Origin of the sequence: Sphingomonas elodea ATCC 31461 (assembly GCF_000226955.1) — a bacterium.
Classification (GTDB): Bacteria; Pseudomonadota; Alphaproteobacteria; order Sphingomonadales; family Sphingomonadaceae; genus Sphingomonas; species Sphingomonas elodea.
Genome location: NZ_AGFU01000049.1, coordinates 16,615 through 42,095 on the forward strand (window position 1 = coordinate 16,615; position 25,481 = coordinate 42,095).

The 25,481-nt window shown below is 66.5% G+C and carries 38 protein-coding genes; 7 read left to right on the plus strand and 31 right to left on the minus strand.

All coding sequences use genetic code 11. The annotated features are described in order from the left end of the window. Positions 1-5: 5 nt before the first annotated feature. The 31 genes from KK7_RS0113690 to KK7_RS0113835 all read right to left on the minus strand — a co-directional run bounded on the left by KK7_RS0113690 (position 6) and on the right by KK7_RS0113835 (position 23,421). Positions 6-3,770, minus strand: a complete 3,765-nt coding sequence (locus KK7_RS0113690; protein ID WP_010545211.1) for a hypothetical protein — start codon at positions 3,768-3,770, stop codon at positions 6-8. A gap of 21 nt (positions 3,771-3,791) precedes the next feature. Next, positions 3,792-4,463, minus strand: a complete 672-nt coding sequence (locus KK7_RS0113695; RefSeq protein ID WP_010545212.1) for a DUF6441 family protein — start codon at positions 4,461-4,463, stop codon at positions 3,792-3,794. A gap of 50 nt (positions 4,464-4,513) precedes the next feature. Further along, a complete protein-coding gene (locus tag KK7_RS0113700) occupies positions 4,514-5,113 on the minus strand; it encodes a hypothetical protein (protein WP_010545213.1) in 600 nt (199 codons plus the stop codon). An 89-nt stretch (positions 5,114-5,202) separates the two neighbouring features. Beyond that, positions 5,203-5,349: a hypothetical protein gene (locus KK7_RS22950; RefSeq protein ID WP_158000011.1), complete on the minus strand. Its 147-nt coding sequence runs from the start codon at positions 5,347-5,349 to the stop codon at positions 5,203-5,205. Positions 5,350-5,372: 23 nt separating this feature from the next. Further along, positions 5,373-6,062, minus strand: coding sequence for a hypothetical protein (locus tag KK7_RS0113710; protein ID WP_010545214.1), 690 nt, complete (start codon positions 6,060-6,062; stop codon positions 5,373-5,375). 10 nt (positions 6,063-6,072) lie between these two features. Further along, complete coding sequence (locus KK7_RS0113715) at positions 6,073-7,305, minus strand: hypothetical protein (protein ID WP_010545215.1); 1,233 nt, start codon at positions 7,303-7,305, stop codon at positions 6,073-6,075. A gap of 12 nt (positions 7,306-7,317) precedes the next feature. Beyond that, complete coding sequence (locus KK7_RS0113720; RefSeq protein ID WP_010545216.1) at positions 7,318-7,749, minus strand: hypothetical protein; 432 nt, start codon at positions 7,747-7,749, stop codon at positions 7,318-7,320. After that, on the minus strand, positions 7,749-8,057 hold the full coding sequence (locus tag KK7_RS22625) for a hypothetical protein (RefSeq protein ID WP_010545217.1): 309 nt from the start codon (positions 8,055-8,057) through the stop codon (positions 7,749-7,751). The genes KK7_RS0113720 and KK7_RS22625 overlap by 1 nt, the downstream gene beginning before the upstream one ends. Continuing rightward, positions 8,050-8,238 (minus strand): hypothetical protein, encoded by a 189-nt coding sequence (locus KK7_RS0113730; protein ID WP_010545218.1) that lies wholly within the window; start codon positions 8,236-8,238, stop codon positions 8,050-8,052. The genes KK7_RS22625 and KK7_RS0113730 overlap by 8 nt, the downstream gene beginning before the upstream one ends. A gap of 60 nt (positions 8,239-8,298) precedes the next feature. Then, complete coding sequence (locus KK7_RS0113735; RefSeq protein ID WP_010545219.1) at positions 8,299-8,634, minus strand: DUF2190 family protein; 336 nt, start codon at positions 8,632-8,634, stop codon at positions 8,299-8,301. Positions 8,635-8,640: 6 nt separating this feature from the next. Further along, the gene (locus tag KK7_RS0113740; RefSeq protein WP_010545220.1) at positions 8,641-8,898 is read right to left on the minus strand and encodes a hypothetical protein; all 258 of its coding nucleotides are present in this window, start codon (positions 8,896-8,898) and stop codon (positions 8,641-8,643) included. 50 nt (positions 8,899-8,948) lie between these two features. Further along, positions 8,949-10,982 carry a ClpP-like prohead protease/major capsid protein fusion protein gene (locus KK7_RS0113745; RefSeq protein WP_010545221.1) on the minus strand — a complete coding sequence of 678 codons (2,034 nt, stop codon included), beginning with the start codon at positions 10,980-10,982 and terminating at the stop codon, positions 8,949-8,951. A 22-nt stretch (positions 10,983-11,004) separates the two neighbouring features. Then, positions 11,005-11,547, minus strand: a complete 543-nt coding sequence (locus tag KK7_RS21940) for an NUMOD4 motif-containing HNH endonuclease (RefSeq protein WP_010545222.1) — start codon at positions 11,545-11,547, stop codon at positions 11,005-11,007. Between the two features lies 1 nt (position 11,548). Next, positions 11,549-13,039, minus strand: a complete 1,491-nt coding sequence (locus KK7_RS0113755) for a phage portal protein (protein WP_193378024.1) — start codon at positions 13,037-13,039, stop codon at positions 11,549-11,551. A gap of 1 nt (position 13,040) precedes the next feature. Beyond that, positions 13,041-13,259: a phage head-tail joining protein gene (locus tag KK7_RS0113760; RefSeq protein WP_010545224.1), complete on the minus strand. Its 219-nt coding sequence runs from the start codon at positions 13,257-13,259 to the stop codon at positions 13,041-13,043. Between the two features lie 2 nt (positions 13,260-13,261). Continuing rightward, entirely contained in the window at positions 13,262-15,250 is a 1,989-nt protein-coding gene (locus KK7_RS0113765; protein WP_010545225.1) for a phage terminase large subunit family protein, read from the minus strand. After that, positions 15,213-15,710, minus strand: a complete 498-nt coding sequence (locus KK7_RS0113770; protein WP_010545226.1) for a hypothetical protein — start codon at positions 15,708-15,710, stop codon at positions 15,213-15,215. Before KK7_RS0113770 ends, KK7_RS0113765 begins: the two co-directional genes overlap by 38 nt. Positions 15,711-16,051: 341 nt before the next feature. Then, entirely contained in the window at positions 16,052-16,735 is a 684-nt protein-coding gene (locus KK7_RS0113775; protein WP_029623282.1) for a hypothetical protein, read from the minus strand. A gap of 54 nt (positions 16,736-16,789) precedes the next feature. Beyond that, positions 16,790-17,356 (minus strand): hypothetical protein, encoded by a 567-nt coding sequence (locus KK7_RS0113780; RefSeq protein WP_237709214.1) that lies wholly within the window; start codon positions 17,354-17,356, stop codon positions 16,790-16,792. Further along, complete coding sequence (locus KK7_RS21575; RefSeq protein ID WP_010545229.1) at positions 17,307-18,221, minus strand: DUF1376 domain-containing protein; 915 nt, start codon at positions 18,219-18,221, stop codon at positions 17,307-17,309. Before KK7_RS21575 ends, KK7_RS0113780 begins: the two co-directional genes overlap by 50 nt. Continuing rightward, entirely contained in the window at positions 18,218-18,580 is a 363-nt protein-coding gene (locus KK7_RS0113790; protein ID WP_010545230.1) for a DUF1064 domain-containing protein, read from the minus strand. Before KK7_RS0113790 ends, KK7_RS21575 begins: the two co-directional genes overlap by 4 nt. Before the next feature lie 23 nt (positions 18,581-18,603). Further along, the gene (locus tag KK7_RS0113795; protein ID WP_010545231.1) at positions 18,604-18,882 is read right to left on the minus strand and encodes a hypothetical protein; all 279 of its coding nucleotides are present in this window, start codon (positions 18,880-18,882) and stop codon (positions 18,604-18,606) included. Positions 18,883-18,884: 2 nt separating this feature from the next. Beyond that, positions 18,885-19,121, minus strand: coding sequence for a DUF2312 domain-containing protein (locus KK7_RS0113800; protein ID WP_010545232.1), 237 nt, complete (start codon positions 19,119-19,121; stop codon positions 18,885-18,887). A 26-nt stretch (positions 19,122-19,147) separates the two neighbouring features. After that, entirely contained in the window at positions 19,148-19,357 is a 210-nt protein-coding gene (locus KK7_RS0113805) for a hypothetical protein (RefSeq protein ID WP_010545233.1), read from the minus strand. Next, positions 19,354-20,235, minus strand: coding sequence for a hypothetical protein (locus KK7_RS0113810; RefSeq protein ID WP_010545234.1), 882 nt, complete (start codon positions 20,233-20,235; stop codon positions 19,354-19,356). The genes KK7_RS0113805 and KK7_RS0113810 overlap by 4 nt, the downstream gene beginning before the upstream one ends. After that, entirely contained in the window at positions 20,235-21,440 is a 1,206-nt protein-coding gene (locus KK7_RS20730) for a hypothetical protein (protein WP_010545235.1), read from the minus strand. The genes KK7_RS0113810 and KK7_RS20730 overlap by 1 nt, the downstream gene beginning before the upstream one ends. Then, positions 21,440-21,700: a hypothetical protein gene (locus KK7_RS0113820; protein WP_010545236.1), complete on the minus strand. Its 261-nt coding sequence runs from the start codon at positions 21,698-21,700 to the stop codon at positions 21,440-21,442. Before KK7_RS0113820 ends, KK7_RS20730 begins: the two co-directional genes overlap by 1 nt. 34 nt (positions 21,701-21,734) lie before the next feature. Then, the gene (locus KK7_RS0113825; RefSeq protein WP_010545237.1) at positions 21,735-22,211 is read right to left on the minus strand and encodes a hypothetical protein; all 477 of its coding nucleotides are present in this window, start codon (positions 22,209-22,211) and stop codon (positions 21,735-21,737) included. Between the two features lie 250 nt (positions 22,212-22,461). Continuing rightward, on the minus strand, positions 22,462-22,818 hold the full coding sequence (locus KK7_RS22630; protein ID WP_138983966.1) for a ZIP family transporter: 357 nt from the start codon (positions 22,816-22,818) through the stop codon (positions 22,462-22,464). Further along, positions 22,808-23,209, minus strand: a complete 402-nt coding sequence (locus KK7_RS0113830; protein WP_010545238.1) for a hypothetical protein — start codon at positions 23,207-23,209, stop codon at positions 22,808-22,810. The genes KK7_RS22630 and KK7_RS0113830 overlap by 11 nt, the downstream gene beginning before the upstream one ends. Then, entirely contained in the window at positions 23,206-23,421 is a 216-nt protein-coding gene (locus KK7_RS0113835) for a hypothetical protein (RefSeq protein ID WP_010545239.1), read from the minus strand. The genes KK7_RS0113830 and KK7_RS0113835 overlap by 4 nt, the downstream gene beginning before the upstream one ends. Positions 23,422-23,515: 94 nt before the next feature. On the opposite strand from KK7_RS0113835, the gene KK7_RS0113840 reads away from it, so the two are divergent. From KK7_RS0113840 to KK7_RS22960, 7 genes are all read left to right on the plus strand, one after another. Further along, positions 23,516-23,827: a hypothetical protein gene (locus KK7_RS0113840; protein ID WP_010545240.1), complete on the plus strand. Its 312-nt coding sequence runs from the start codon at positions 23,516-23,518 to the stop codon at positions 23,825-23,827. 82 nt (positions 23,828-23,909) lie between these two features. Continuing rightward, positions 23,910-24,176: a hypothetical protein gene (locus KK7_RS0113845; protein ID WP_010545241.1), complete on the plus strand. Its 267-nt coding sequence runs from the start codon at positions 23,910-23,912 to the stop codon at positions 24,174-24,176. After that, positions 24,173-24,322, plus strand: coding sequence for a hypothetical protein (locus tag KK7_RS22955; RefSeq protein WP_158000012.1), 150 nt, complete (start codon positions 24,173-24,175; stop codon positions 24,320-24,322). Before KK7_RS0113845 ends, KK7_RS22955 begins: the two co-directional genes overlap by 4 nt. Beyond that, positions 24,310-24,693 carry a hypothetical protein gene (locus KK7_RS0113855; protein ID WP_237709215.1) on the plus strand — a complete coding sequence of 128 codons (384 nt, stop codon included), beginning with the start codon at positions 24,310-24,312 and terminating at the stop codon, positions 24,691-24,693. Before KK7_RS22955 ends, KK7_RS0113855 begins: the two co-directional genes overlap by 13 nt. After that, positions 24,693-24,911, plus strand: a complete 219-nt coding sequence (locus KK7_RS0113860) for a hypothetical protein (RefSeq protein WP_010545243.1) — start codon at positions 24,693-24,695, stop codon at positions 24,909-24,911. The genes KK7_RS0113855 and KK7_RS0113860 overlap by 1 nt, the downstream gene beginning before the upstream one ends. A 73-nt stretch (positions 24,912-24,984) precedes the next feature. Then, positions 24,985-25,251, plus strand: coding sequence for a DUF6948 domain-containing protein (locus KK7_RS0113865; protein ID WP_010545244.1), 267 nt, complete (start codon positions 24,985-24,987; stop codon positions 25,249-25,251). Next, positions 25,239-25,481 (plus strand): hypothetical protein (locus KK7_RS22960; RefSeq protein WP_010545245.1); only part of this gene is annotated, 243 nt, incomplete at its 3' end. The genes KK7_RS0113865 and KK7_RS22960, both read left to right, overlap by 13 nt.

A 25,481-nucleotide genomic window follows, 5' to 3' on the forward strand; every position in this document is an offset into this window, starting at 1 on the left:
GTCACCTATGCGAAGTTGCGGGCGGCGGAGAGGAAGCCGGTGGATGACGATCCGCCGCCGGCGAGCTGGGCGAGCAGCTGGTTCGTGATCTCGGCCTGGCGGGACAGCTGGTCGAGGAGGTCGTTGGCAGCCGCGGTGTTCTGGGCGGTGCTGGCCGCGCTGTCGGCCGTCGCCTTGGCGAACGGGCTCTCGACCGCGCCAGACACCGGCGTCGCGTTGTCGATGGTGCTGATTGCCTTGTTCGTCGCGCCCTGGATGAGGTCGAGGAAGTCGAAGAACTGTTTGGTCGAGCCGTAGATCTGCCGCTGGATGTCGATCGCGGTGTTCGCCGCCGACTGGTAAGCCTGCTGGTCGATCGTCGAGCCGGTCGCGATCTTGTCCAGGAACGGCTGCAGCTTTGCGAGCGCCTCGGCCTGCTGGTCGCCCAGCGAGTAGGGCGAGTTGCTGCCGAGCTTCAGGCTGGAGGCGAAATCCTTCAGCGTCTGGCTCGCGCTGGCGGTCGAGTTCTTCACCTGATCCAGCTGCAGGTTGTAGAGCTGCTGGGCCTGCGCCATCTGCTCGGCGGAGGCACCACCCTCCTTCAGGGCGGCGACAGTCTTCCGCCACTCGCGGTTGAGGTCGTCGATCGCGGCGCCGACCGGGTCCAGCATCTTCTTCAGGTTCTTCGGGATGGCCTCGATCAGCACCGCCTTGTTGATGGAAGTCTCGAGGTCCTTGCCGCTGGCGAGGATGCGCTGGGCCGCGTCGCTGATGCCCTTGACGGCGCCGTCCTGCAGGGCGTTGGCGATTGCCGCGCGCACCGCGCCTTCGGGATCCTTGTCGAACTTCAGGACGCCGTCGTTGGTCCCGTACTTGCCGCCGACGCTGGTGCCGCCCGACGGGTCGACGCGGTAGCTGTCCTTGTACTTGTTGATCGACACCGCGAAGTTGCCAACATCCGCGCCGAGCGCGTCGGCGATCTGGCGGATGCCGGTCTGCACGTTCGTGGCGAGCCCGCCCAGGTCCGACTGCACGGCCGAATAGTTGCCGTTGACGACCGCCGCCTGATCGACGCCGGTGATCTGCGCGGAGCCTCGCTCGGTCTTCTTGAACAACCCGCCCACGACGTTGCCCAGGATGCCACCGACGATGCCACCGAGCGGGCCGGCGAGGCCGCCCAGGGTCTTCATCAGGCCCTTAGCCGCCTCGGGCACAAGCTTGCCGAGTTCCTTGCCCCCGTACTCACCCAGGATGCCGCCAATGCTGCTGGCAGTGCCGTCGGCCTTGCCGCCGCCGATCGCCGAGAACACCGAGCCCCCGATGCCACCAAAGGCCGCGCCTTCAAGGATGGTGCTGAGATTGCCCTTCAGCCCTTTGGTAATGGTCTCGGGAACCGTGATGCCGAGGCGCTCCATGCGACGCGCCCAGCCGTCGATCGCGATTTCAAGAACCTTGCTCGACCGAACAAGGCCGAGCTCCGCGCCAAGGGAGGCCTTGCCGTTGACGACGATGTCGTTGTCATTGAAGCCGTAGAGCGCAGAGCTGAAGCCCGCGGCAAGGCCGGCAGGGCCTGCACCGATGAAGCCAGCGGCTGCCCGCGCTGCCGACGGGTCCACGCCTTTGATGCGCAACGTGGCATCGGAAATGGCCGCGACGAACTCGTCAAGCGCAGAGCCCGCGCTCGCGACGCTGTTGTGTAGGGCGACACCTGCACCCTGCGCCTGATCCTGCAGGATCTCCGCCGGGGTCTGCTTGCCGGTTGCCTTGCGAATGTAATCCTCGATCTCGCGATCGATGCCGCCGAACAGGGCGTTGCTGAGCAGGTCCCGCTGCAGCTTCTGCACCACGCCTACGATGCCGCCGGCGTTGCCTTGGATCTTGGCGAACACGCCATCGATCTGGTCGCGGACTCCGCCCCAGGCGTTCTCGTAGATGCCGACGATACGGCGCTGGTCTTCCAGCAGGCGGCTGATGGCCTCGTGCTGCCGCGCGAGCTGGTAGACGCGGGCGATCTGGGCGTCGGTGAGCGGGCCCTGCTGGTCCTGCAGGCGCAGGATGTTCTGCATCGCCTCCGCCTCGGCGTCGCGACCGGCCAGCACCAGCTTGCCGACCTCGAGACTTTCGCGCTGGGACTTCACGAAGTCCTGAAACGGCCGGTCCAGCCCATCGCGAATGGAGCCTCTGGCCTGATCGATCAGTCCGAGCAGCTTCTGCACCTCGGGGGTCAGCTTCCGCTTGCTCAGCTGCTCCTGCAGATTGTCGAGCTTCAGCGTAGCCAGGCGGGCGCGGTCGATGAGGCGCGGCTGCGCGTCCCACTCGGCGTTGATTGCGGTGATGGCCTGCTCAGCCGCGTCGTCGGAGCGGGAGAAGTCGCGGGGCTTCTTCGGCGCGCGCGGCTTTCGCGCGGCCTTCTCCCGCCGCAGCTCGTCCGGCAGCGGGCCGCCCTCGGCAACGGAGATGACCTGATGCGCTGCGGCCTTGTCGGTCGCGGTCTTGGCGAGGTCCGTGAACTTCGCCTTCACGTCAACCAGCGACTGCCCAGCAAACTTGCCGTTCACAGCCAGCTGGTCCAGCTGCCCGAGCGCAATCGTGAGATCCGCGCCTACCTGCTTGGCGTAGAGGGAGGGATCGGCGTTCGCGAGCTTGTCGTTGGCGACCGACCGCGTCAGCTGGGCCAGCAGTTGGGCCTGCACAGCCTCCTGTCGACGCTGCGCACGCGCCTGGACTGCGCCGGCTTCGATCGCGCGCCGGTCTGGGCTTATACCGCCCCCCGGTCCCACGGCACCGAACAAGCCGCCCACGGTCTGGACGAGCGTTGATTCGGGATCCTTCTTGCCCGTCAGGCCGTCGATCTTCTTGTTCGCCGCGAGCAGGTTCGCCTGCGCCTGCAGCTTGATCGACTGGATCAGAACCTCGTTCTGGCTCTTCAGCTTGCCGGTCGTCAGGTCGATAATCTGCCCGAGCAGGGACTGCGCAGAGGCGAACGAATCCGCTGCGGCTGTGGCCTGCTGCAGCTTCTTTGCGCTCTCGTCGGCCGCGTTCGACCCCTCGATGAGCTTGGCAACCAGCGGAGTGATGGCAATCGTGGCGATCGTCAGCGCAGTACCCCAGGGGCCGGTGAGGAATGCGCCGACCTTCCCGGCGGCGCCCCCCATCGTGGAGAGCGCGAAGGCCGCCTGCGGGAGCTGCTGTGCAAATGCGACGGCAGCGCTCTGGCCGGACACCACCTGAACGGTGAAGTCGCCCAGCTGCTGGCCAAGGTTCGTGAACCCCGCGCCGCCCGCCCGGCTCGCCGTGGCAAGGCGCTTCTGCTCTTCGGTGAAGCGGTAGGTGCCGGTGGCGGCCTGGTTCAGCTCGGCTTGCAGCTCCTCAAGCGCCACGATCTTCGCGCGGATGGCGGTTGCCTCCTGCACAGACGCGCGCTCGGCGACCATGGAGGCGTCAGCCGTCAGGCGCTGCGCCGCCGCAGATTCGCCGCCGCGCGCTGCAACCGCGTTCGCCGCCGCCGCCAGCTCCCGCTGGGCCTGCGCGCTGGCCTGCGCCGCCGCCTCCTGCGCCTTCAGCTGCGCGATCTGCGACGACAGGTCCAGCCCGCCCGTGGTGGTGCGCGGAAGCTGCAGCGCCGTCTGCGCCGTCTTCTGAACGTCCGCGAAGCTGGAATTGAACTCGCGACGCACGTCGGCAGCGGCCGCGCGGGACAACTCCTTCAGCCGGGTCATGGACGCGCCGGCCTCGGAGGTGAACTGCTCTGCCTTCAGCTGCAGGCGGGCAATGATGTCCGTCTGTGCCATGGGGCTGCCTTTCGGTGAGGGTCAGCGCAGCGAGATGCCGCGCACCGCGTTGAAGAACTCTCGGGCCAGCTCGCCATCAGAAGCGTTGACGAGCGGCTCAATCGCGAAGGCATTCCGGAAGCGGACAACCGGAAGCAGGACGAAAATTGGGACTGTGGTAGCGCCCCGTCCGCTGGCTTTGCGGCGATCGGTGAGGGTTCGGGCTGAACCCGTGCGCCCGTTCAGCGTGGCGTTGTCTAAAACCAATAGCGAGGCGCGCCCTTTGCGATAGACGAATCGCAGCTTCTGGCCCGTCCTCCGCTCCCATTCGCCAGGGGTCATATTCCGCTGGCGATTGTTGCCGCCAGCGGACGGCAGCATGACGGCGAGGAACTGGCCGTTTTTGCCGCGGATGGTGCCAGGCTGCGTCCAGAAGGTCACCGCGCCGCCGGTGCGTCCGTTCGCATTGCCCTTCAGCCAGACAGTCGAGGTTGGATTACGGGCAGGTCCTGTCTTGGGGAATGCGCTGGATTGCCATGCCCGCCAGAGCTTGCCGGGGACGGCTGCCTGGGTCGCGGATTCCAGCTTCTTCTCAAGGTTCCGGCCTGTGGTTGAGACGGCCTTCGTGCCCGCGCTGAGATACTGCCGGATCAGCTTGTCGGCGCTGGCGTCCAGCGCTTTTCCGTCGAGGATGAGGTCGGCAGCCGAGGCCATACGCTCCTCCTGTCAAAAGGAGGCCCCGAAACCATCGGGGCCTCAGAAAATTACTGCGCTGTTCCCGTCGCAGGCTTTGCGGCCGGAACTTCCATCGCGGGGGGCGCAGCTGCGCTGAACGACAAAGGCACGTCCTCGTCGACGAACGACTTGACCGGAGTGCCCACCGCTAGTTTCGCGCTCGTACCGGTCATGAAGAACCCTGCTACCGGGACGAACGCCACCGCGCCGACCACTCCTGCCGTGCCCGTGACGCCCTTGTCGTCGAAGTTGCCAGTCAGGCGGATCTGGCGGCCATTGACAAGTGCATACAGAACCCGAGCATGGATGTGCCCGGACTTTCCCCACATGCCCTTGTTTCGCACGTCGGTGACTTCCCCGAACGCGGGCGTTCCCGCAGGGATGACAACCCGACCATCGACCAGCACATTCTCTGCCACCTCAAGGTGGAATCGATAGCCGGTCTTCAGCTTCTTCCCCTTGGTCGTCAGCTCCTCGCTGAGTTTCAGCGGAACTTCCGACCCCACCCGCAGAACAGATCCGCTCGCTGGTGCGACGACTGCTACCGCTGGCTGCGCCATAGTCTGCGCCTGCGCAGCACCACCGACGAGAACAGCCGCGATCGCAGCCGCAACTTGCAACGTGTTCATATTTGCCCCTGTTTGCCCTCTCCGGCCATGCTTGGCCGGGCGCAGAAGCTACCCCAATCGCTCGCAATGTATAGCCGGTTTATTTCCAGCTATTGCTGCTTCTCTTCCATGCTCTCCAAGATCTGGAAGGCATCCATCAATGCCGCCGGCTGCTCGCCGACGCTGCCCGGGCAAGGCAGAGCCCGACCGGTCAGCGGGGAGGCGAAGCGGCGGCATTGGAAATAGAGGTCGACCACCGCCCAGGTCCACGAGGGCAGGACTATGCGCGGGTTTTCGCGCCAGCGCGTCCCTTCGATTTCCCAGCCTTCGCCGGCGGTGCGGCCTCCTCCGAAGTCGTCTGGCCGCCTTCGGACGAAGACGGCCGCTCGGAGTTTTTTTCCTCACCCGCGCCGAACTGCATCGCATAGGCGCAGTTGCCTGCGGCCAGCAGATCCAGCTCCTGGACGCGGCGCAGCGCGCGATCGGCGACATGGCCGTTGCGGTCGGCCTCGAAGGGCACCGGCTCGCCGGCTACGTCCCGTACATTTTCCCAGCCCGCGCAGAATCGGGTGAGCGCCACGATCGGCACCAGCTCGCGCCGGCGCTGCATCTGGGCGACTAGGTCGGCGAAGTCCGGCCAGTGCTGCACCAGCAGGTTGGTGACCTGCTCGATCAGCTTGCGGTCGTCGTCGGTGAGCGCTTCGGCCTCGTCTCCCTCGGCGCTGAAGAGCGCGACCAGCCGGTCATATTCCGGATCTTCCGCAAACAGCTTGTCGATGCCCGACAGCTGAGCTTCGCGCAGCTGGTGGCTCCAGACCTTGGCAGCCTGCAGCGGGCCGTCCAGCTGCGCGCACATCTGCCCGCGCTCAATGGTGGAGCCCGCGCGGAGGTGGAAGATCGGCGCGCCGGGTGTGCCCTCCAGCCACGGGGGCGTGAAGGGCACGGTTTCGGTGGTGCTGGTGAGGATCATGCTGCCGAGCTCAGTAGAACGTCAGGATGGAGTCGGTGTCGCGCGCGTAGGCGTCCTTGCCGAGGCTGATCGCCTGCGCGGTGATCTGCTCGCCGACGAGGTTGTCGCGCTGGGTGTCGCTCTCGCCGGTCACCTGGGCGGCGGGGATGGTCAGCGCCCAGCGGTTGCCCGCCTGCGTGCCATAGCGGAACGAGGCCGGCACCACGGCACCGGCTGCGATCTGGGCGAGCACGTCGCGCGTGGCGACCAGCGTCGCCAGCGGATCGACGGTGAGCACCGGGGTACGCTGCCCAATCTCGCCGGCACCGAAGCCGATGGCGGTGTTCGGGTCCTCGCTCGAGGTGACGTTCGCACCGTCGTTGAACGACCAGGTCGACAGCGACAGCGGCTTGCGATTCATGATCGCGACGCTCGACGCATCCGTGCCCTTGGCGAGGTTCGGCGCCGCGTGCTGCTTGAGCGCGGCGAGGCTGGGCATGGCGGCATCGCTCTTGCCGGCGAAGATGCCGGTGAAGTTGAAGGCGGCGAAACCCGGGCGGGCAGCGCGGCCGTCGAGGTTCACGACGCCGCGGCAGTGTGTGTACTTGAACAGCACGCCGTCGCGATAGAACGCGATGACCGCCATAGGCTGATCGGTCGCCTTCGCGGTCGCGTCCGCCGGCGACGTGCCGGAATAGGTCCAGTTCGCCGGGATCGCGGCAGCTTCCGTGGTCAGCGGCGTGTCGAAGGTCTCCGACAGCGTGGCGAGGCGCCCAGCGGTATAGCCGGTGATCAGCGGCGAGCGGCCGCTGTTTGCGCCCGACGTGAACAGCAGCGGCATGCCGACGAGCGCGCCGGCGGTTGCCGGGAAGCTCGTTGCGAGCGTCGCACTGGTCGCGGTGCCGGCGGTGATCGCCGCGGCGGCAACGGCTGCCTGGAACTGCGCGCGCTTGCCGCAGGCCGACAGCGCGGCGTGCAGCGGCGGCTTCACGGTCGAGGTATAGGTCACGCCTGCGCCGGCACCGCGGATGCGGGAGCGGAAGGCGAAGGTCGCCGCCTGGCCGATTACCTGCGCGGCGCCGGACACCATCGAGCCGGTCGCCTCGTTGGACTGCTCCTGCGTGAACGGCGAGCCGCGCGTGATACCATCCAGCTCGATGCCGATGAAGTCGGTCGAGGGATCGGGAAGCGCGGTGTCATTTTCATCGGCCATTAGCCGGATGCCCACGGCGATGAACGCCGAGCGCTGCGTAACGTCACCCATGTGGAACTCCTTCTAGGCGGGTAGACTGGGATCGCCGCGGCGCGCGGCGAAGGTGATGGGCAGGTCGAGCCTGAAATAGAGGCGCGGCGCGGAGGCGAGCGGCGCGACATCTATTTCCATGCGACCCTCATCGATCGTCTCGACAAGGCCGCCAAGTTGGGTGCCGTCGATCAGCGAGGCGATGACGGCGGAATAGATATCGTTCAGCAGTGCGTAGGCTGCGGCGCCGCCGGGTTGCTCGACATAGCATTCGATGCGCGGCGCGAAGTTCTGGCGGGTGATCTCTGCCCCATACTCGGACGGCTCCTGCCCATCGTCGAACAGGTGGAGGGCGGGCCAGACATCCGGGTCGGTGCTAGGCATCACCTCCACCTCGTTGATGCCGGGCACCAGCGCCATGCGGCGGGCGATCTCGGCGACGATTTGAGCGCGAATGGCGGTCATCAGGCACGCTCCAGCACGACGACATAGGCACCGACGTTCTCGTCCTTGGTCACCTGCTGTGGTGCCCAGACGATGCCGTTGCGCGTCGCTCGATCTGCCTTGCTGGGCCGTTGCGGCAGCGCATCGACGGCGATCTCCATGGAGACCGTTCGCGTCGTGTTGCCAGGGCCCTGAAATGGGTCACCGGGGGCGTCCGTCCAGATGACGCGGATCTCGGTCGGCACAGGCAGGCCGCCCCCGGTATAGGTCACGGTGTCGGGAGACTGCGCGCGGATCGCCGCGGCCGCTGCCGACCAAGGATCAGGCATTATCCGCCTTCTTCGCTGCTGGCTGGCTCGCGACGCGAACGGCGCGCTTCGCGTTGACCAGCTCGGTAGCGCGATCGGCGTCGATCTGGGTCTTGCCGTTGCCGATCGTCACGTCTTCGCCGGCATCGATGAACGTGCCAGCATTGGTGGTGGCGGGGCTGTGCAGGTGAATGGCGGACATGGTCGCCTCCAAAGGTTGGCCGGGCGGCGTGCTGCTGCCCGGCCGAGGTGGGGAGGATCATCAGACCTGCGGGTACAGAACCACGCGGCCTGTGGTGTCTGCCGAGGCGGCGTTTGTCCCGGCGACACCGATCTTCAGATTGCTGCCCGCCGTCGAGGTGACGCGCTTGTTCGTGTCATCCCAGTAGAGAACCGTGGTATAGGCCGTCCACGCCTCGCCCGTGGCCTTGGTGAGGGTCCAGACGCCGCGGCGACGGCCTTCGACCTGAGCGCCAGAAGCTGCTGCAGTGAGGGCAACCGCGAACACGGCGCCCACGCGGAAACCGCTTCCGCTGGAGACGGCATAGGGGGCGGTGAAGGTGAGCGCTTCGCCGTCCTGAACAAAATTGGCTGCCATGATGGCTTACTCCTTGGAATCGGCGGCCTTGCGGCGCGCCTGCTTGGTGTCGGGGGTATCGTCGGCCGGCGCTTCGCCAACGGGCGCTTCCGCGATCGTCGGCGCTTCCTCGGCCTCGGCATCGAAGTCCGCCGTCACGTCCTCGGCCATGCCCTCCTTGATGAGGTGCGAGCTTTCGGCTTCGGTCGTCTTCAGCACGCCGTCGCGCGGATAGTGGAGGACGCCGCCGACATAGGCAGCGTCCAGCAGCTTGATCATCTTCATGGTCGTTCTCCTGTCGAGGCGGATGCAAAGCACCCGCCCAGCGGGTCAGGTTAGGCGCCCGGGTTGCGCTCGGCGGCGCGCCAGTTCACGGCGCCGACGCCGTAATCGTGGCGGACCTTCCACTCGACCCCGTCGACCCGCCAGCCGTCCTGGCTATCCGTGAACGGCTCGGTCACACCGTTCAGGAACGCGACCTCGATTGCCGGCGCTACGCTCGGGTCGCCGAAGACGTACCAGGTCGTGCCCGACAGGCGCGGCGTGTCGACGATGTCCGAGAACATGCCGGCGACGATGTTCGGGCGCTGCAGCTTGTTGCTTGCGTCCGGGTCGTACTGGCTGCCGTTGGTCACGCGCGCGAGGCCGCCAAGCGACAGCGGCCCGAGCCAGACCGCCGGGCGGAGGTCGAGGAACTCGTTGCCGCTCACATCCTTCTGCTGCGCCATCGACTGACGAGCGGCATCGAACGCGGCGACGCTGGGGGCCGCTGCCGTGAGGATGTTGCCGTGCTGCGACGAGAACAGCGCAAAGCCGTCGGACATCAGCGGGTTCGCGGCCAGCAGGGCGTAGACGTCGACCTCGATGGTCAGCTTCGCGGCGCGGCCGAGGTCCACGGCCAGGCCGGTGAACACGCCCATGTCGTCGTTGACGATCGCCTGACGCGAGAGGTTGATGATGTTGCCCTTGGTGCTGGCGATAATCTGCTCCTTCGCCAGGTCCGGGATCGGCTTGTTCTTGAACTCGCCGGCCTCGTTGACCTGATCGAGGGCGCTGAACGAACCGCGCATGTAGCGGGTATGGGCGCGGAAATCGGTCACCGACCCGATGCCGCAGAACCGGCTCCAGGTGTCCGGCGTGGTCGCATAGGACGCCTGCAGGATCTTGTGGACCGCGTTCTCGAACAGGATCGGGAAGTCGCTGGTCGTCTGGGTGATCGTGCCGCGCGCGGTGATCGCATCCTTGACGATGGTATCGGGGTCGCGCGCCGAAACGCGGCCGCCCGCCATTTCGATTGCTTCGCGGGCGAGATCGACGTTGCGCATGCCGCGGAACTCGCCGGGATCGATGCGGACCTTCTCGCCCTTCAGCGCGGCAGCCTTCTCGACCAGCGAGGCGACGCCCGACTTGACGAGCAGCCAGCTGGTGGCGCCCTCGACGAACTTGTCGCGCGCGTCCTGCGTCACTCGCGCCGGCGAGTTGTGACCGATGCTGACGGCGTCGCCTGCGTCGGCGAGCTTGTCCAGGATCTTGGCGCGGGCATCGTCGATGCCGGTGTCGCTGTCGATCAGGCCGTCGATGAACGCAGCGTCGAGGTTGTGCTTGGTGCCGAGCGCGCGAATCGTGCTGACGCGCTGGCGCTCGGCTGCGCGAGCGGCATTCTCGCGCGCCTGGACGTCCTGCTCGGTGATGGACGGCTGATTGTCGCCGCCCGGCTGGGTACCCTGAGGCATGGTGTGTTCCTTCTTCTGGGGCGGAGCGGCGGGGGCCGTCCCGGTGGTGCGCGCCATCGCCGCGGCGGCGATGAGCGGGCTTTCGGGAGCCTTCCGGAACCCGAATTTCTGCACGTTGCATGCGGCTACCGCGCGCTCTGCCGTGACGATGGAGGTGATGAAGCCCTGTGCGAGCGCGAGATCGGCGGTCAGCCAGGTTTCGGCATCAAGCATGGGAATCAGTTCGTCGGCGGTTAGGCCGGTCTGGCGCGCGTAGATGCCCACCAGCTGATCGCGCAGCACGTCGAGCTGGTCGGCCTTCCGGCGCAGCTCGTTCGCATCTCCGCAGGCGCAGTCCCACGGATTGTGGATCATCATCAGGGCGTTATCAGCCATGACGATTTCGTTGCCGGCCATCGCCAGCACCGAGCCCATGGAGGCCGCCAGCCCGTCGACATGCGTGGTGACCTTGCGGCCCTTCGCCTTCTCGCGCGCAATGGCGTTGAAGATGGCGAGGCCTTCCATCACATAGCCGCCGGGGCTGTTGATGCGGATGTCGAGGTCGCCCTCGCTGCCGGAGATCGCGGACACGAGCGTGTTCGCGTCGAGACCGTCCCACGAATCCCCAACTATTCCATAAATGAGGATCTCTGCCACGGCAGCCTCCTTGTTGAAGTGGTTATGCTGCGAGCCGCCAGGCCCTGCCGGTCCTGACTTTGCTTATCGTCTGAGGAGCCACGCCGTACTCGTCGGCGAGCCGGGCAAGGCTCAGGTTGCTGGCCTTAATGCCGGCTACCGCATCCGCTGTGAGTTTCGCCGCGTAGTGCCGCTCACCGCATTGCATGGTGCCGTGGTCGACGCGATCTAGCGCGTTCTCACTTGGCGTTGCCCACCTAAGGTTATCTGATCGACAGTTTGAAGGATTGCCGTCGCGGTGCGCGGCTTGCATCCCACCGGGGCGCGGCCCGTGGAATGCTGCGCAGACCAGCGTATGCACTTCACGATGATTGATAACCCCATCTACGCTGAGGTTGATCGATAGGTATCCGCCTCGTCCCTCGTTTTTGTGAGGCTTGAGAACCCGGCCCTTGAGTACCCGCCTAACCTCGGTGCCTCGCGAGTTGCGGAAACGAACTTCCCGGTCGAGAGACCGTACTCGCCCCTCAGAGGATGCCTCGTAATATCCCTCCCAGCCGGGCACAGGGCGCCAGATTTCTGCCATTCTAGGCTCCTTGGGTGCTGTTCGCCGCGCCCTGGTCGGCGGGGTTGCCGACCGCGGTGACCTTGCGGGGATCGCTGTCGAAGGTGAGCTTCAGTGCGTCGATGCGGGCCGCGTCAGCCGCCCATTCCGCCAGGAAAACGTCGGGATCCTCGCCGCGGCGGCGTGCTGCCGCCGAGATGGTGTCGAGCCCGGCGCGGATCGCGTCGCGGGTCGCCTTCACTTCCTCGGACGGGTTGATCATTTCTCGGCCCGGCGGGGTCCAGCGGACTTCAACGCCGCTGACGTCCTCGCCCATCACCTCCAGCGCCTCGATCATCCACTGACCGACCGCGCCGCAGAATTGCGGGATGAACATCGTCCACTGCCAGGCGGCGAGCGAGCGCTGATATTCCAGCCAGCCCATGCGGCCGGAGGAGAAGTTGACGTTCGAGAGGTCGCCGGTGAGCGCCTCATAGGGCACGCCGAGACCGGCCGAGATGGCGCGAAGCGAGACGCGCGAATAGTCTGCATAGCCGTCCACGCCAGGCGGATTTGACCAATCGATCTTGTCGCCCGGTCGGCCATACTGAAACGTGCCGGGCTCGACATAATCCAGGCGTTCGTCCTGCTCATCCTGCTCGACGCCTGGGATGCCATCGCCCTCCTCATTGGACACGAACCCAACGAAGCTGGTGGCGATCTTCTGGCGCGTCAGCTGCGCGTCTTCGTAGTCCGCGAAGTCCTTCATTCGCAGAACGATGGGGGCGAGCCAGGTGGCACCGCGCTCCTGTTCCGGGCGATCGGCGCGAAAAACGTGAGCGATGTCGGCGGCGGGAACGAAACTCGATCCGGTCTGCCGCGGCCGTGCGTCGCCAGGATGTCCCGCGAAGAGCCAGTACCCGGTCCGGCGCCCAATCTGCGAGAACTGGATGCCATGCACGAAGTACCCGCCGCCGCTCGCGGCGAGCCCGTGCTTCGAAGAATCGATATAGTCTGGCTCTAGAACCTGCAGTTGGAAGGGCATCGGCAGCCGATCACTCGCCCTGCGCCAACGGCGGCGCATAAGCACCTCGCCGCCGACAACCAGTGTTCGCGCGGCCTGCAGTTGCAGCCCGTATAGGTCGTGCCGCCCCGCCGCGTCGCAGTTCGGCTTGTCGAAATGCTCCCGCGCGATCTTGTTCAGCCGGTCATCTACCTTGCCGTTCCGGTGCACCTGGAAGGTGATGCCGGTACCGACCATGTTGTTCGCGATCGTCGACACGCCGCGCGCCGCGAATGGGTTGTTCCGTTCGAGGTCGCGGGCGATGCCGCGAAGCGCCTGCATCACGGCCGGCGACAGCTCAGCATTCGCGTCTAGTAGCGTACGGCGCCAGCCAGCGGCTCGCTTGCCGACAGTCGCTGCGTCATATTCAGCGCGCGCGCCGCGCCCGGTGCGGATGCGCGGCGTTTTCGCAGGGGCTGGCGGCGTTGACTGCTCGCTGCGCCCGAATAGGCGCGACAGAATCGACGCCACCTTAGAGGCCGCTCCGGTAGTACGGCGCGAACCGGCGGCGGACGGCGCCGGCGGTCGTCTGCGCCTGCATCTTCAGCGCCGCGTCGATCACCTTCTCGGCGGCGATCAGCTGGTCGAGCGACTGATATTCCTGCTTGCGTCCATCGGCGAAGGTCACAGCCTTCGTCCCGCTCGCAATCGCGGCGCGGATGGTGGTGAGATCCTGCTCGGCCCAGGCCATAGCTATCTCCTTCGCGTCGTGAATGGGTTCGGTCGTCGCGGTGCGCGTCCAACCGGGCGGAGTGCCGGCTGCTCCATCGGAGCGGCGGCGGGTGGTTCGTTCTTCTCGATCTGGTGGGCGCGGGCAGGCTTCGACCTGAGCCCGCCCATCTGCTGCCACTTACGATCGGACCAGCGATCGATGCCGAGCGCGTAGGTGATCGCCCGGGCGTAGACCGCATTATCGAGCGCCTCGTTGCGGGGGCGGGTCTGCTCCCACTCGCTCTTGCTGCGCCCGTTGCGCAGCGACCGTGTCACGAGCTGCTCGGCGACCAGCTGCTTGATCCATTCGTCCGAGGTGCCGTCCGGCAGGAAGACGTAGCCCTCCGGATACTCCTCGCCGTCGACCGGCTTCTCGAGCTGCAACTGCCCGTAGAGCTCCAGCTTCAGCATCGACGTGCCGACCGTCCAAAGCTTCACGCCGCCGGCAATCTTGCGCCCGCCAATCGTCACGTCCTGCCGCGTCGGGCCCGCGATCGCCTGGGACACGCCAACCGCTGGGCGGCCCTTCAGCGCCATCACAACGCCGGGATGCCGCCGCGCCCAGGCGTAGACAAACATCGTATTCTCGCCGTCGCCGGAGTCGATGCCGAGGCGGTGCAGCTTCAGCTCCCGCCCGTCTGCCGTCATCCAGTTGCGTGCGAGCTGCTGATCCATCTTCGCCCAGGTCGCTTGGTCAGCGGCTGAGCCTTCGACCTCGATATGCTCGACCAGCACGCGCCGACGGCCGGGCCCGTAGCCCCACACGTCCAGTTCGATGCGGCCTCCGCCTGCGCGCTGCACGTCTGCTGCGCCGATGAGCAGGCCGACGAACGCCGGCGGGGTGCCAAGGACCATGTCCTTCTCCCGGCGATCGTAGAGGCGCTGCCATTCCGGCGCTTCGCCTTTCTCGGCCCATGCTTCGCCGAGCACCTGATTGACGAACGTCCGCAGCAGGTTCGGATCCTTGCGGACCTCCATGAACTCGCGCGCAATCTCCAGCCAGGCGGCGCCGGGGTGCTGGCTGTACGCAGCCCAGATATGGAAGGACCGGTGGCGCGGGAACGCGGCAGGGTTGTGCGCCCGCCATTCGCCGTGTTCATCCATCCAGACCTTGTCGGCCTCGTCGATGTCGCACCCATTCTCGCACCGGTACCACGCGGTGGTAGGGTTCTCCTTCGGATGCCAGCGGATGCCGGCGCCTGTGCCGTCGCCGAACACCAGCAGCTGCATATGCCCGCAGTGCGGACACGGCACATACCGGAACTCCTGGCTGCCCTGCTCGAACAGCTTGTCGATCCGGCTCTTGCCCTGAACCTTCGGCGTTGATCCGGCGGCGCTAAACCGTCGCGGCGAGGTCAGGTTGCGCTTGAACGCCAGCCGCGCCGGGTCGCCTTCCTCCTTTGCCGCCCACGGGTACCCGTCGGGCTCCTCCAGCAGCACGCTGTCCGCGGTGACGCGGCGGAACTCCTTCGGGCTGTTCGCGCCCTTGATCTGGATCCACCCGCCCTTGAAGCGCTTGGCCCTGATCTGGTTGTCGGCGTGCCGCGGCTTGAACGTCGCGACCTTCCGGACGACCGGCCATTGCAGCACCGGGTCGAGATCGTCGCGGCTGTACTTCTCCGCGTCGTCGATCGTCGGCTGATAGATCAGCAGCCGGCGCGGCTCGCACTCGATGCTGTAGGCGACATACCCCTGGACGATCGTCGAGTAGCCGATGCGGCTCGATTTGCGCACCGAGATCTGGTTGACCTCTGGATCCGTGAACGCATCCGCGATGCCGTTCTGGAACGGGAAGGCTCGGAACTTGCTGCCGTCGTCCAGACGGGCGTGTTCGGCCATCCACTCCGACAGAGGCACGCGCTTGCGGGGGCGAAATGCCGCCAGCCATTCGCGCGCTGCTGCTCCGATGTCGGCCCCGCGTACCGCGAGGCTGTCAGGCTCCTTCGTCTTCGCCGGAGGAATCTTCTTCATCCTCCAGGCCTCCGCCAGCCGCCTCCTCAACCCGGGTGACGCTGAGTTCTTCCAGGGCGTCGTTGATTGCCGTTTCGATCCGGGTGCGCAGCTTGTGGTCGCCCTTGGCGACTAGTGCCGGCACCTGCTGCAATCTCGACACCGCCAGCGTGATCAGGCCGACCACTGCGGCGGTCATGTCCGGCAGCGATGCCAGCTCCTTGCGGCGCTCGGCGTTGTCCATCGCCTTGGCGTCCGCCTGCTCTTTCGCGAGGCGGGCCTGCTGCTGCTCCTTGTCGAGTTCGCCGTCAGCGCCCGCGCTGGGCAGGTGGCGAGCAACCCACGCCTCGATGTTCTCCGACATCGGCGCGCCGTCCGCCGGCATTTCTCCCTTGGCCCGCAGTTCGCCGATCCAGCGGCTGCTGCAACCGAGCACTGCGGCGATCTGCGGCCGCGAGGGGCTGTCTAGGTCGATTTCCATCCAGTTCCCCGGTCGACAGGGCTGAACCCCGCAGAAAACCGCCATTTTCTGCCCCAAGGAGGAAGAACCATAGGCAATTTCGTGGCTAGAGCTAAGTTGCGCCTTAGGCCCCCGCATACCGCCCTGATGCCGGAAGGACCCGAAGGGGGGGGGGGTAACGCGAAATAATATTACGCTGCGTGATCTGCACACGTAATATTGTTACGCTCACGTCGAATTGTTTCAATACCTAGCAATATTATTGCGCTATCTTAACTTCCGCTCCGGCGGGGTGTAGCGCCGGGGCAGATTGCGGTGGGAGGCGCAAGGGCGATGCCCCAGATCGATCGTCCCGAAGCCGCTCAAGCGGCAACACCCTGACGAGTGTTCCCGTTTTGTAGCAACGTCGGCGTCAGCTGCCAAGCCTCGATTTCGATGCGCAACGAACCGCCGAACTCGACGATTGCCGTCGAGCCGCGGCCCTCCACCACGATGCCGACCAGACCGTCGAAGGCCTGCATCCCCTCGACCATCACCTCGGTTCTGCTGGGTAGGTCCTTGGACACCCGCCGCAACGCCTTGCGCCGATTGCTCTCGGTTCGCATGCGCTCAGCTCGCGCCCGACGCGCCTCCTCTCGCGTTTCTGCTTCCAGCTCGGCACGTCGCAGCTCGCGCGCGCCATCCTCCGCCGCCCGCAGGCCCGTGATGCTGGCATCTCGCACCAGCGGCACGCGGCCTGCCTGGTGGAACACGGAGAAGGCGGGATGCGGGCTCAGCTCAGCGCCAGCCGCCCGCACCAGATCATGGAGCTGATCAGCGCGGGCGAACACGAAGCCCGGCAGGATCGCCAGATCCACGTCGATCAGCTTGCGCCGCTGGCCCATGACCAGGCGGCGCCCCTGCCCCGGCGCGGGCCGGCGGATCGTGCGGACGGGCGTCCACACCTCAAACCCGGCCGCGGTCAGCGACCGCGCCAAGGGCACGGTGCGCCCGCCGCTCGTCCGCAGAATGCACCAGGTGCCAGCCGTGCCCGTCGTCCCGCTCATATCAACCACCCCAATACTCCCAACCGGCACCTGAATCACGCTTTGTTCTCACCTTCACGCGGCGCGCTGCTCCGGCTCCGCCAGAACCTCAGCCAAGGCTCGGTCGACCTGATCCTTGCTGAGGTAGCCCATCTGCATTCCCATGCGACGGAGGTCGGGTCCCATGCGCCGGATCTCCGCGTCGGTGAGCGGCTGGACCGGTTCGTCCACGACGACACGCTTCCCGTTCCGGACGATGTAGCGGGCGACGTTGATCGCATGCTGATCGGTGCTGACGAACCGCGCCATCCTCTCCTTCAGCTGATGGATCGTCGGGAACCAGTCGAGTTCATCCAGGCAGCGGCGGCAGGCGTAGTCGAGTGCTGCCTCGTCGCAGCCTTCCAGCATCTTGTAGTACGTCGTCAGCTTCAGCCGCCCGGTCACCTCGTCCGTCGCCTGCGCCGGGAGAGCCGCAGCGAGCGCGGTGATCGACTGGCGCACCTTCGTTCGGTCGGCAGGGCTGATCGGCGCGACGGCTCGGGCGATCGGCTCGATCAGCGCGATCTCGGCAGCGGTGAACTGGGCGTTCGCGTCAGTGGCTCGGGCCAAAACGCTCCGCATATTCGTCGTCAATGCAGGCATTGAGCAATCCGTTGCCGACAGAGCGAGCGCGGTGCTGTTGGTTGCCTCGGTGTCCATTTCGCAAGCATCCTTCGATGAATGATTTCGGGTCGATCGCGCCTTCGCGCTGGGCCTTGCCGAGCGCGGTGATCACCGCCTCCGGCCCGTAGTCTCGCTTCCACTTGCCGAGCAGCCGGCCCGCAGCATCCGCCGACATGCCCGCAGCGCCGAGCAGCTGGCGCCCAGCGTCGAACATGACCTTCTCGGGATCTGGCGGGGTCGGCGGCGCCGCGGCGCCCGATGCGTCAGCATCGGAACTAGTATGTCCCTGTCCCTCTCTCTGTCCCTGTCCCTGTCCCTTGGATGCGTTGTCCTTGGGGACTTCGGGCCGTGTCCCTAGGGACAGATCGGGGACCGGGACTGGTTTGTCCCTTGCAAGGAACTCTTCCAGCGTCGGGGACGGCAGTTCCGTGCCGTTGCGCTGGTTGGCCTTCTTGATGCGCGCCAGCTCGGTCCGCCAACGCTGCTCCTGCTTCCGCCGCCAGGCCTCGATCACCAGCTCGGCAACGACGGGGTGGTATAGCCGACCGTCGCTGCACGGGACGAAGCCGCGCAGCGCGTCGTCGCGGTGCTTGCGGAAGGTGCGCAGGTCGCGCCCCAGCCCGCAGAGCCTCGCCAGCACCGCATCATTGTCCGGGAGCGATCCCGCCGGCACCTGATGCCATGACGAGGCCCACAGCAGCACCGCATACCAGCACGCCTCCGGGTGCGCCTCGGCAGCAAGATCGCTATCGCGCAGCCGGGCGACGTGCAGCGGCATGAAAGGGAAGTCCTGAAGGTCGGCGTCCGCCGGCGTCAGGGGCGCAGGGCGCTCCCGGTCGCTCATGATTCAATCACCTCAATATCGGGGTAGCAGGCGCGGAAGAGCGCCTTGCGGAGCGGCCAGTCGCGCACCCGCATCCCCTTGCTGTCCTCGGCCGTCAGCTGGCCGCCGCGCTGCCGGTAGACGAAGTCCGGCGTGTAGACGGCGCGCCGGCCGTTATCGTGCAGCAGCGTGCGCCCGTTGACCTCGAAGAAGAACTTCGGGCCGATCTGCAGGTCGCTGATCTCGCCCGCCATCTGCAGCAGGTGCAGGTCGTTGCACCGGCGGGCCTCCTTCTTGGACGGGTGTGCGTGCCCAGCCCGGCAGGCGGTCTGCTTGGCGCTGTACTTGTTGCCCCGCGGCTTGCGCGCGACGCGCAGCATGACGGATGGTCGCATTCCCATCGTCAGGCCTGCAGGTCGATGCCGGTGACGGCGATCGCGCGCTCCGTCCCTTCGGGGCAAAACCGCCAAGGGAAGTCGCCAATGATGCCGTCTTCGTCCTCTTCTGCGTACATCCAGAGATGCTGCGGCTCGGCATGGTCGAGCGGCTCGAAGCCGGCATAGTCCAGCGCCTCGTTGATTAGCTCGAGGGTCAGCGTCGACGGGTCGATATGGCCATAGGCGTAAACGCCCCATACATCGCCGTCCTCGGTGCCCAGCGCTTCGACAAGCAGCTTTGCCATGATCAGATCCCCAGCGCCTGTTTGTAGGTCTCGAGCAGGATGTCGGCCTCGTCGCGATGGTGCTTCTCCATCTTCCGGAGCTTCACGACCTCGCGCATGGTCTTCACGTCGAAGCCGGTCGACTTCGCCTCGGCATAGACATCCTTGATGTCGTCGCTGATGCCCTTCTTCTCTTCTTCAAGTCTTTCCACTCTTTCGATCAGCAGCCGCAGCTGCTCGGCGGAAATGTGGTCGGTCATAGCCTTCTCGGACATGGTGGCTCCTCTCAGATTAGGGCGAGCTGCGGATCGGGGTTCGCCTCGTCCCAGGCGGCGAGGCGCTCGATCGCGGCGGTGTGGGCGATGCCGGCCGCGACGCGCTCGGCCTGGGCGGCGGCAACCTTGTGGTCGGCGCGAGCCAGGCGCTTGGCGGCCATGCCGACCAGCACCTCCAAGCGCAGCCGCTCGGGGTTCGGGGCTTCAGGCTGGTCGATCATGCCGCAGCGCTCATATCGCTGGCGGGCTGCTCCGGCTCCGCCGGGCGCAGTGCATTGAGCGCGGCTTCTACCGCCATGCGCGCCGAACGCAGCTGCCGCTCGATCGCCTCCACCCTCGCGTCTGCGTCGCACCGCGCCCTCATGGCGACGATCTGGCGGCGAACCTCGTAGATGCTGGCGTCGACGTTGACGTCGAGGATCTCGCAAAGCTCGGCGCGCGCCTGGTTGAACTCGGCGACCTCCTTCTTCGCCTGATCCATCAGGTACGTCCGACGCGTCGCTGCTTCCCGATCAACGCGGGCGTAAGCCTCGTTTATCATCGCCTGATGGTCCACGGTGGCGGCGCGCACCTTGGCGAGATCACGCGCCGCCTGCGAGACGGCTTCGCCGAACCGTTGGCGCACGGCTTCATGTTCCCGCCACAGGTCGACCCTGCGCGGCTGAGCAGCGCGCACCATCTCGGTTCGGCTCACGCCGTCGATCAGGAGCTTCATACAGGCGTCCATCGGCAGCGTCACGGATTGGCGCGTCGCCTTCCGGACGTGGCGCCAGACGTTGGCCTTCCGTACGATAAGGCCGCAGCCGGCCGGGATGTCCGAGACCGTGCAGAGGCCATCAGGCACAGCGAACACCACTGCCCCCGCATAGGCGAGGTACTTCTGCCACTTCCCCGAGGTGGTATCTGAACGCAGATCGGACCGGCTGATCTTGCACTCGTAGGCAGTCGGCATCGGCCGGCTGTAGGAGCGCTCAATCGTGTAGACGTCGGGGCGCGGACTGCCGGACGGGCCGAGCTGCATGTCGGTCCACACCATCCGCTGATCAGAGCGGAGGTGCTGCGCGAGGTCGGCGGCCAGCTCGTCGTGCTTCCAAGACATCACAGCGCACCCGATGCGATGCCGCCCAGCGTCATGTCCGGCGCGGTGCGTGTGATCCTGACGTTGCGGGTGATGCCGGCCGCGCCAGAAGCGACCCGGGCGAGCTGCTCCTCGAAGCTCTTGGGTGCCATGGACGCTGCCTGGCGCTCGCGCTGGAATGCGCGCCGCCCCTCTTCCTCGCCATGTGCATGCACAAGCGCACGCAGGCGCCGGCGCTCTTCCCGGCTGAGGGCCTCGGTGCTGCGTATGGCGCGCGCCTGCGGGGTCAGCTTGCCCGGGCGCCTCGGCGTGGGCAGCTGCTCGCCGCGTGCGACCAACTCGTCGCGGAAAGCGTTGCGCAGCCGATAGCCGCTGCACGCGCTGATGCCGCACAGCGTGGTCGCGCGCAGCACCGGCATGCGTTTCAGCAGCAATGCGCGAAAACGTTCCTTCGTCGATTCCGGGATGCTGCCGGATTGGGCGATCAACTTGATTCGGCGGCCGTTGCTGTCGCACCCCGGGAGCACTTCACCCCTCACCTTCAGTCGCTTCACCAGTGCCCTGCGAATCCCTACAACGGTCGTCTTGCTCACGCCCGTCTGGTCCGACACCTTGATCGAGCCGAGGCCGGTCATCAGCAGCGCCTCGACCTGCTTGCGATCCTTGGGATCCACCGGAACGCCGGAGTAGCGCTCGCCATTGCCGGGCGGCGGCAGCAGCGCCTTGCCGCGCGCCTCGAGCTCGGCGTTGTAGGACCTGCGGTAATGCGAGACGGTAGACGCACTGATGCCCATGCGCTGCTGGATCTCGATGTGCTTCACGCCCTTCTTGAGCATGTAGCGCAGCCGCTCGACCTCGGCGGGCATCAGCTTGCCCGCGCGATCACGCTCAGCCGGACGATGTCCGCGGGCCGCGCAGAGCGCCGCCGTGATCGCGTTGGATGCAGCCACCTCGCAAACGCCGAACTGCGCGGCGATTCGGGAGAACGGAACGCCCTGCTCCCGCAGCGCAATAGCCTGGGCGAGCGCTTCGCCGCGCAGCATGTGCTTCCGGGCAGGCGCGCGCAGGGGTGAGCGCAGGTTGAGCTTGGCCGCCTTCACGCGGAGGGCGTAGATCGAGCGGTGGGGCAAGGCCTGATGCGCCGCCGGCATCCCACCATCGACATAGCTCTCGCGCAGAATGGCCACCTCGGCCGCCGTCCATCTGGGGTTGCGGTGCGCGGGCATCAGCAAACCTCTGCGGCGCCGGTGCGCGCGGCGATCGGTATGAACACGAAACCGTCGATCTCGCGATGGACGGTCGAAACACGCTCGTCTTGCATGCGCCAAACGCCACCGACGCATGGCAGCGGGCCGCAGTCGGCCCAGAGCTCGGCGACGGTGCGGTGGTTGCGAAAGGGATACCGCTCCCCTGCCCGGGGGTCAGCGCGCAAATCTTCGCTCGCGGAAGCTGCCCGAGCAGCCGCCGCGCCATTCGTGGCGATCATGGTGCACTCCTTCAGCCGGCCCCGCGCCGGCGGTTCATCCTCGGTTCGAAATCAGCCGCGGGCGAAGCCGCTCGCGGAGGCGGTCGATGTGCTTGCCGGCGCTCTCGACAGCGGCCGACATGGCGGCCAGCTCGCGATCGTCGACGATGTTGTCGTCTTCCAGGGCCTCGGACAGCTGGGCGAGCAGCATGGCCAGCGCGGTGAAACCCGCGCGGTCACTGCGCGCGCCGCTCTCGATCTCCACCAGCTTCATGCCGACCAGCGCCAGCGCGGCATTGGCGAAGCGGCCGTCCCAGGCGCGGCAGCCGCGCAGAAAGGCCACGACGCCCATCTCGCTGCCGCCCGCGCGGTATCGCTCGGCCGTGTCACCGCTCTTTCCCAGCACGGCGCCCAGGTCGTCATCGGTGGCGCCATCTTCGCGGCGGATCTTGGCCAGGCTGTCGCCCAGCGTCTCCAGCAGCAACGATGCGGGAACGGTTGCATAACGGCCGTGGATATGCGGGCGGCTCAACGTGCATTCTCCGATACATGAGCAGGGAAATTCACAATCGCGGGAACAACGGGCGCGGAGCACAGGGGGGAAAGCTCCGCGCCCGCTCCCGAAACGCCGCCGGCGAGCAGGGAGAGGGAATCGCCAACGGCCGAGAGGCCGCAATTCTGTTCGGCGCACCTGGCTGCCTCGGGGTGCCAACCGCCCACGCCGCAACGGGCGCAGGAAGAGGCAAGCCGGGCGCGCGTGGCGCTGTCGCGATCGAGCGTGATCATGCGATCGCCGCCTTCGGGGAGGGGCTTTCACACCCCTCCCCTTCGGCTACGGTGGAGGAGCCAACAACCACCGGAGAAATCGAAAAATGCCGAGTGCAGATGCGGGCAAAGCTGCCCTCTATGCTATCCGCGCGCTCGTTGATGGATTGCGCGATGCAGGCGTTCTGGACATGCACACCATCCGCTGCATCGAAGAGCGAACGACTTTGTGCCTCAACGCCGCGGGCGCGATCGACAGCGCTGGCGTCGGCTTCGACGCGGACGAGGCCGTGTCCATGCGGATGGGCATGTGGTGGCTGCGCGAGTGCACTGTGCCGACCGACCAGGAAAGTGTTTGCCAGTTCAGCGAGCATTATAAGCCCCAAGACTGGCCAGCACTCGAAGCGCGGTTGCGATTTTCCGCAGACGCTCATGGCGGGGACGGATAGGACCGTTAAGGGCGCGATAGTAATCTTCCAGTTCGCGCCGGCTCATTATCGTGCCGTTCGGCCGGAACCAGCGCGGTTTGCCCTTGGCATCCAGCCGGATGCTCAAGGTCTGGCTGCGCTGGTAATCCAGCGCGGCCTCGAAGCGCCTTGCCGTTTCGGCGAGCGAATCTGCCAGCGCCTCCACCCGGCCGATCGCATCGCCTTCCCCAGCAACGCCCCCGTTGATTCCGCGCAGCGCACCATCGTCAATGGCTGCCTTGATCGCGTCGGCGACTGGATTGTCGGCCATCAGGCCCTCCTGTTGGTTGGTGATCATGCTGCTTCGCCCCGGATCCGCCCGATAAGTGGGCAAAGTTGCGCTGCCACCAGCGCACCGTCAGTCGCGCGCTCGGCGTCAAGCGCAAGCTGCGCAGGCCATTCTGAGGATTTTCGGAGCTGGGACAGGCGCCCCTTCGAAACACCGATGCGAGCGCTGAGCTCGGTCAGCGTGGGCGCACCTTCGGTGGCGAGATAGTCGTCCAGCGTCATGCCAAACGGTTTAGCCTATCTAAACGTAAATCGTCAAGCGTCGTGTTTAGACAGCCTGAACGCATTGGCGCGTGTAAAAGAGTATCATCACAGCATGACCGCACCGCGCCACGACTGGTATTTGAAGGAATGGCTTGCCGCGCTGGGAAAGCGCCAGGCGGACATTGTGCGGGACCTCGGATGGAACAAGGCGCGCGTCAGTCTGATGATCCGGGGTGGTCAGCCCTACACCCGCGATGCCGTCAATGAGCTGTCCTACTATCTGAACCTAGCGCCTTACGAACTGCTGATGCATCCAGACGATGCGATGACAATACGGCGACTCAGGTCCGATATGATCCGGCTCGTAGAAAGTAAGGAAATCCCGCAGGCCTCCACGGCGCCAAGGCGTGTTTCGATAAGCTAAACTTTCTTGTTGCGAACCCTGTTTAGATGATCTAAACAGCCTCTCGTAGCCGGCCATGAAGGCCGCGCATGGGAGGCACCCGATGCAGCAGCATCCCTCACTCAACGATCCAGACGTTCTGCAGGCGGTCGACGACTTCCGCCCGGCCGTGCTGGAAATCCGCGACATCACCGGCCCGTTGGTGGGCCTGCCGCTGGGCCACCCGCGCCGCGCCGCGATCGGCGGCCGGGTGAACGAACTGCTTGAAGGCATCGATCTGCGCGCCGTGCGCCTGGGCATGTCCGGGCTGATGCTGTTCGAGCTGATCAACATGGCGATCGACGCCGAGCGGGCGGCGGTGGCGGCATGAAGCCCGCCCCCGCCCGGCTTCGCGCCAGCGAGCGCGCCGAGCAGACCCGCCATTGGGGCTCGGTATGGATTGCGGCCGATCGGCGCCAGCCGTTCAAGGTCGAGCACACGCAGGAGCGCCCCCGGCGCCGCTGGTGGCTCCTGTGACGTTCCCCCGGCAGCCGCAGCACATCAACCTCTCCCCCTCGGGCTGGAGCCCGTGGATCGGCTGGGGCGAGACGCCCGAGGACCGGTTCACGCGCGCCCAGCGCTACGAAATGAAGAAGCTCGGCATCGATCCGGAGGCGCACGCGATGTTCGTCACCGTCTACCGCGAGGCGACGCAACGCGAGGGCGGGCACCGGCGCGGCGATGTTCCGCAGGTGTTCCAGTTCGATTGCCCGGTGCTCTCGGTCACCAGGGACCATCGCTTGCGGGTGATCGCGCCGAACGGCGATGTGAAGATCGTGATGCGGGACGGCTGGGCCGACGAGCCCCACCCCTTCAACCGCCAGCTCGTCCAGGAAAGGTGCCGCTGATGCGCGATCGCTTCCCCGTCGCCATGCTCGGCGTTGCCGCCCTGCTGCTGGCCAGCATGCTCATTCGGTGCGTCGTCGCGGCGTACCAGCCCCATTCCCCCGAGGTGGCCTCCGCACAAACCCTCGTGGTCGCAAGCAGCGCGAACGCGCGCACCCTCGCTCCGGCCGCGGAGGCCGGCCGGAGCACCTCATTCGATAGCGCGAGCACCGCCCGATAGGCGGGCCGCGTCCTCTGGTCGCGCGGTCTGATGCCGCCGCGCTGCTTTCCCGCGGGCATCTCAGGAGCACATCATGAAGCAAGTTCTCGTCACCACGGCACATCGCGGCGTCTTCGCAGGCGAGATCGCCGACGATCAGGATCTGTCGGCGAAGGCGATGCCGCTCAGCAACGCCCGCATGGCGATCTACTGGGGCACCACCAAGGGCGTGATGCAGCTGGCCGACACCGGCCCGACCGGCAGCAGCAAGATCAGCGCTCCGGCCGATATCCCGATGCTGCACGACATCACCGCGATCTTCGCGATCAAGCCGGAGGCCTGGGCAGCATGGAACAAGTAATCACCGCGGACGACGTCGTTCGTCTGGGTGGAGCCTGTTTCGATGGCGTCGGCACCCTGGTGCGGCGCCATGCCAAGAAGATCGCCGCCGCCATGCCTGTCAGCGAGGTGTTGGAGTTGGTCCCCGCCAAGGACCATCGCTACGTGCTGAAGGCGGCCCAGGCCGACGGCGACGGCGACGGCTCCGGCGACGGCTACGGCGACGGCTCCGGCTACGGCTACGGCGACGGC

Excerpts from the sequence above, each read along its gene's own strand:
- KK7_RS0113690 (WP_010545211.1), bottom strand. The coding sequence starts at position 3,770 with ATGGCACAGACGGACATCATTGCCCGCCTGCAGCTGAAGGCAGAGCAG.
- KK7_RS0113695 (WP_010545212.1), bottom strand. The coding sequence starts at position 4,463 with ATGGCCTCGGCTGCCGACCTCATCCTCGACGGAAAAGCGCTGGACGCC.
- KK7_RS0113700 (WP_010545213.1), bottom strand. The coding sequence starts at position 5,113 with ATGAACACGTTGCAAGTTGCGGCTGCGATCGCGGCTGTTCTCGTCGGT.
- KK7_RS0113710 (WP_010545214.1), bottom strand. The coding sequence starts at position 6,062 with ATGATCCTCACCAGCACCACCGAAACCGTGCCCTTCACGCCCCCGTGG.
- KK7_RS0113715 (WP_010545215.1), bottom strand. The coding sequence starts at position 7,305 with ATGGGTGACGTTACGCAGCGCTCGGCGTTCATCGCCGTGGGCATCCGG.
- KK7_RS0113720 (WP_010545216.1), bottom strand. The coding sequence starts at position 7,749 with ATGACCGCCATTCGCGCTCAAATCGTCGCCGAGATCGCCCGCCGCATG.
- KK7_RS22625 (WP_010545217.1), bottom strand. The coding sequence starts at position 8,057 with ATGCCTGATCCTTGGTCGGCAGCGGCCGCGGCGATCCGCGCGCAGTCT.
- KK7_RS0113730 (WP_010545218.1), bottom strand. The coding sequence starts at position 8,238 with ATGTCCGCCATTCACCTGCACAGCCCCGCCACCACCAATGCTGGCACG.
- KK7_RS0113735 (WP_010545219.1), bottom strand. The coding sequence starts at position 8,634 with ATGGCAGCCAATTTTGTTCAGGACGGCGAAGCGCTCACCTTCACCGCC.
- KK7_RS0113740 (WP_010545220.1), bottom strand. The coding sequence starts at position 8,898 with ATGAAGATGATCAAGCTGCTGGACGCTGCCTATGTCGGCGGCGTCCTC.
- KK7_RS21940 (WP_010545222.1), bottom strand. The coding sequence starts at position 11,547 with ATGGCAGAAATCTGGCGCCCTGTGCCCGGCTGGGAGGGATATTACGAG.
- KK7_RS0113760 (WP_010545224.1), bottom strand. The coding sequence starts at position 13,259 with ATGGCCTGGGCCGAGCAGGATCTCACCACCATCCGCGCCGCGATTGCG.
- KK7_RS0113765 (WP_010545225.1), bottom strand. The coding sequence starts at position 15,250 with ATGAAGAAGATTCCTCCGGCGAAGACGAAGGAGCCTGACAGCCTCGCG.
- KK7_RS0113770 (WP_010545226.1), bottom strand. The coding sequence starts at position 15,710 with ATGGAAATCGACCTAGACAGCCCCTCGCGGCCGCAGATCGCCGCAGTG.
- KK7_RS0113775 (WP_029623282.1), bottom strand. The coding sequence starts at position 16,735 with ATGAGCGGGACGACGGGCACGGCTGGCACCTGGTGCATTCTGCGGACG.
- KK7_RS0113780 (WP_237709214.1), bottom strand. The coding sequence starts at position 17,356 with ATGCCTGCATTGACGACGAATATGCGGAGCGTTTTGGCCCGAGCCACT.
- KK7_RS21575 (WP_010545229.1), bottom strand. The coding sequence starts at position 18,221 with ATGAGCGACCGGGAGCGCCCTGCGCCCCTGACGCCGGCGGACGCCGAC.
- KK7_RS0113790 (WP_010545230.1), bottom strand. The coding sequence starts at position 18,580 with ATGCTGCGCGTCGCGCGCAAGCCGCGGGGCAACAAGTACAGCGCCAAG.
- KK7_RS0113795 (WP_010545231.1), bottom strand. The coding sequence starts at position 18,882 with ATGGCAAAGCTGCTTGTCGAAGCGCTGGGCACCGAGGACGGCGATGTA.
- KK7_RS0113800 (WP_010545232.1), bottom strand. The coding sequence starts at position 19,121 with ATGACCGACCACATTTCCGCCGAGCAGCTGCGGCTGCTGATCGAAAGA.
- KK7_RS0113805 (WP_010545233.1), bottom strand. The coding sequence starts at position 19,357 with ATGATCGACCAGCCTGAAGCCCCGAACCCCGAGCGGCTGCGCTTGGAG.
- KK7_RS0113810 (WP_010545234.1), bottom strand. The coding sequence starts at position 20,235 with ATGTCTTGGAAGCACGACGAGCTGGCCGCCGACCTCGCGCAGCACCTC.
- KK7_RS20730 (WP_010545235.1), bottom strand. The coding sequence starts at position 21,440 with ATGCCCGCGCACCGCAACCCCAGATGGACGGCGGCCGAGGTGGCCATT.
- KK7_RS0113820 (WP_010545236.1), bottom strand. The coding sequence starts at position 21,700 with ATGATCGCCACGAATGGCGCGGCGGCTGCTCGGGCAGCTTCCGCGAGC.
- KK7_RS22630 (WP_138983966.1), bottom strand. The coding sequence starts at position 22,818 with ATGCTCGCTGAACTGGCAAACACTTTCCTGGTCGGTCGGCACAGTGCA.
- KK7_RS0113830 (WP_010545238.1), bottom strand. The coding sequence starts at position 23,209 with ATGATCACCAACCAACAGGAGGGCCTGATGGCCGACAATCCAGTCGCC.
- KK7_RS0113835 (WP_010545239.1), bottom strand. The coding sequence starts at position 23,421 with ATGACGCTGGACGACTATCTCGCCACCGAAGGTGCGCCCACGCTGACC.
- KK7_RS0113840 (WP_010545240.1), top strand. The coding sequence starts at position 23,516 with ATGACCGCACCGCGCCACGACTGGTATTTGAAGGAATGGCTTGCCGCG.
- KK7_RS0113845 (WP_010545241.1), top strand. The coding sequence starts at position 23,910 with ATGCAGCAGCATCCCTCACTCAACGATCCAGACGTTCTGCAGGCGGTC.
- KK7_RS22955 (WP_158000012.1), top strand. The coding sequence starts at position 24,173 with ATGAAGCCCGCCCCCGCCCGGCTTCGCGCCAGCGAGCGCGCCGAGCAG.
- KK7_RS0113860 (WP_010545243.1), top strand. The coding sequence starts at position 24,693 with ATGCGCGATCGCTTCCCCGTCGCCATGCTCGGCGTTGCCGCCCTGCTG.
- KK7_RS0113865 (WP_010545244.1), top strand. The coding sequence starts at position 24,985 with ATGAAGCAAGTTCTCGTCACCACGGCACATCGCGGCGTCTTCGCAGGC.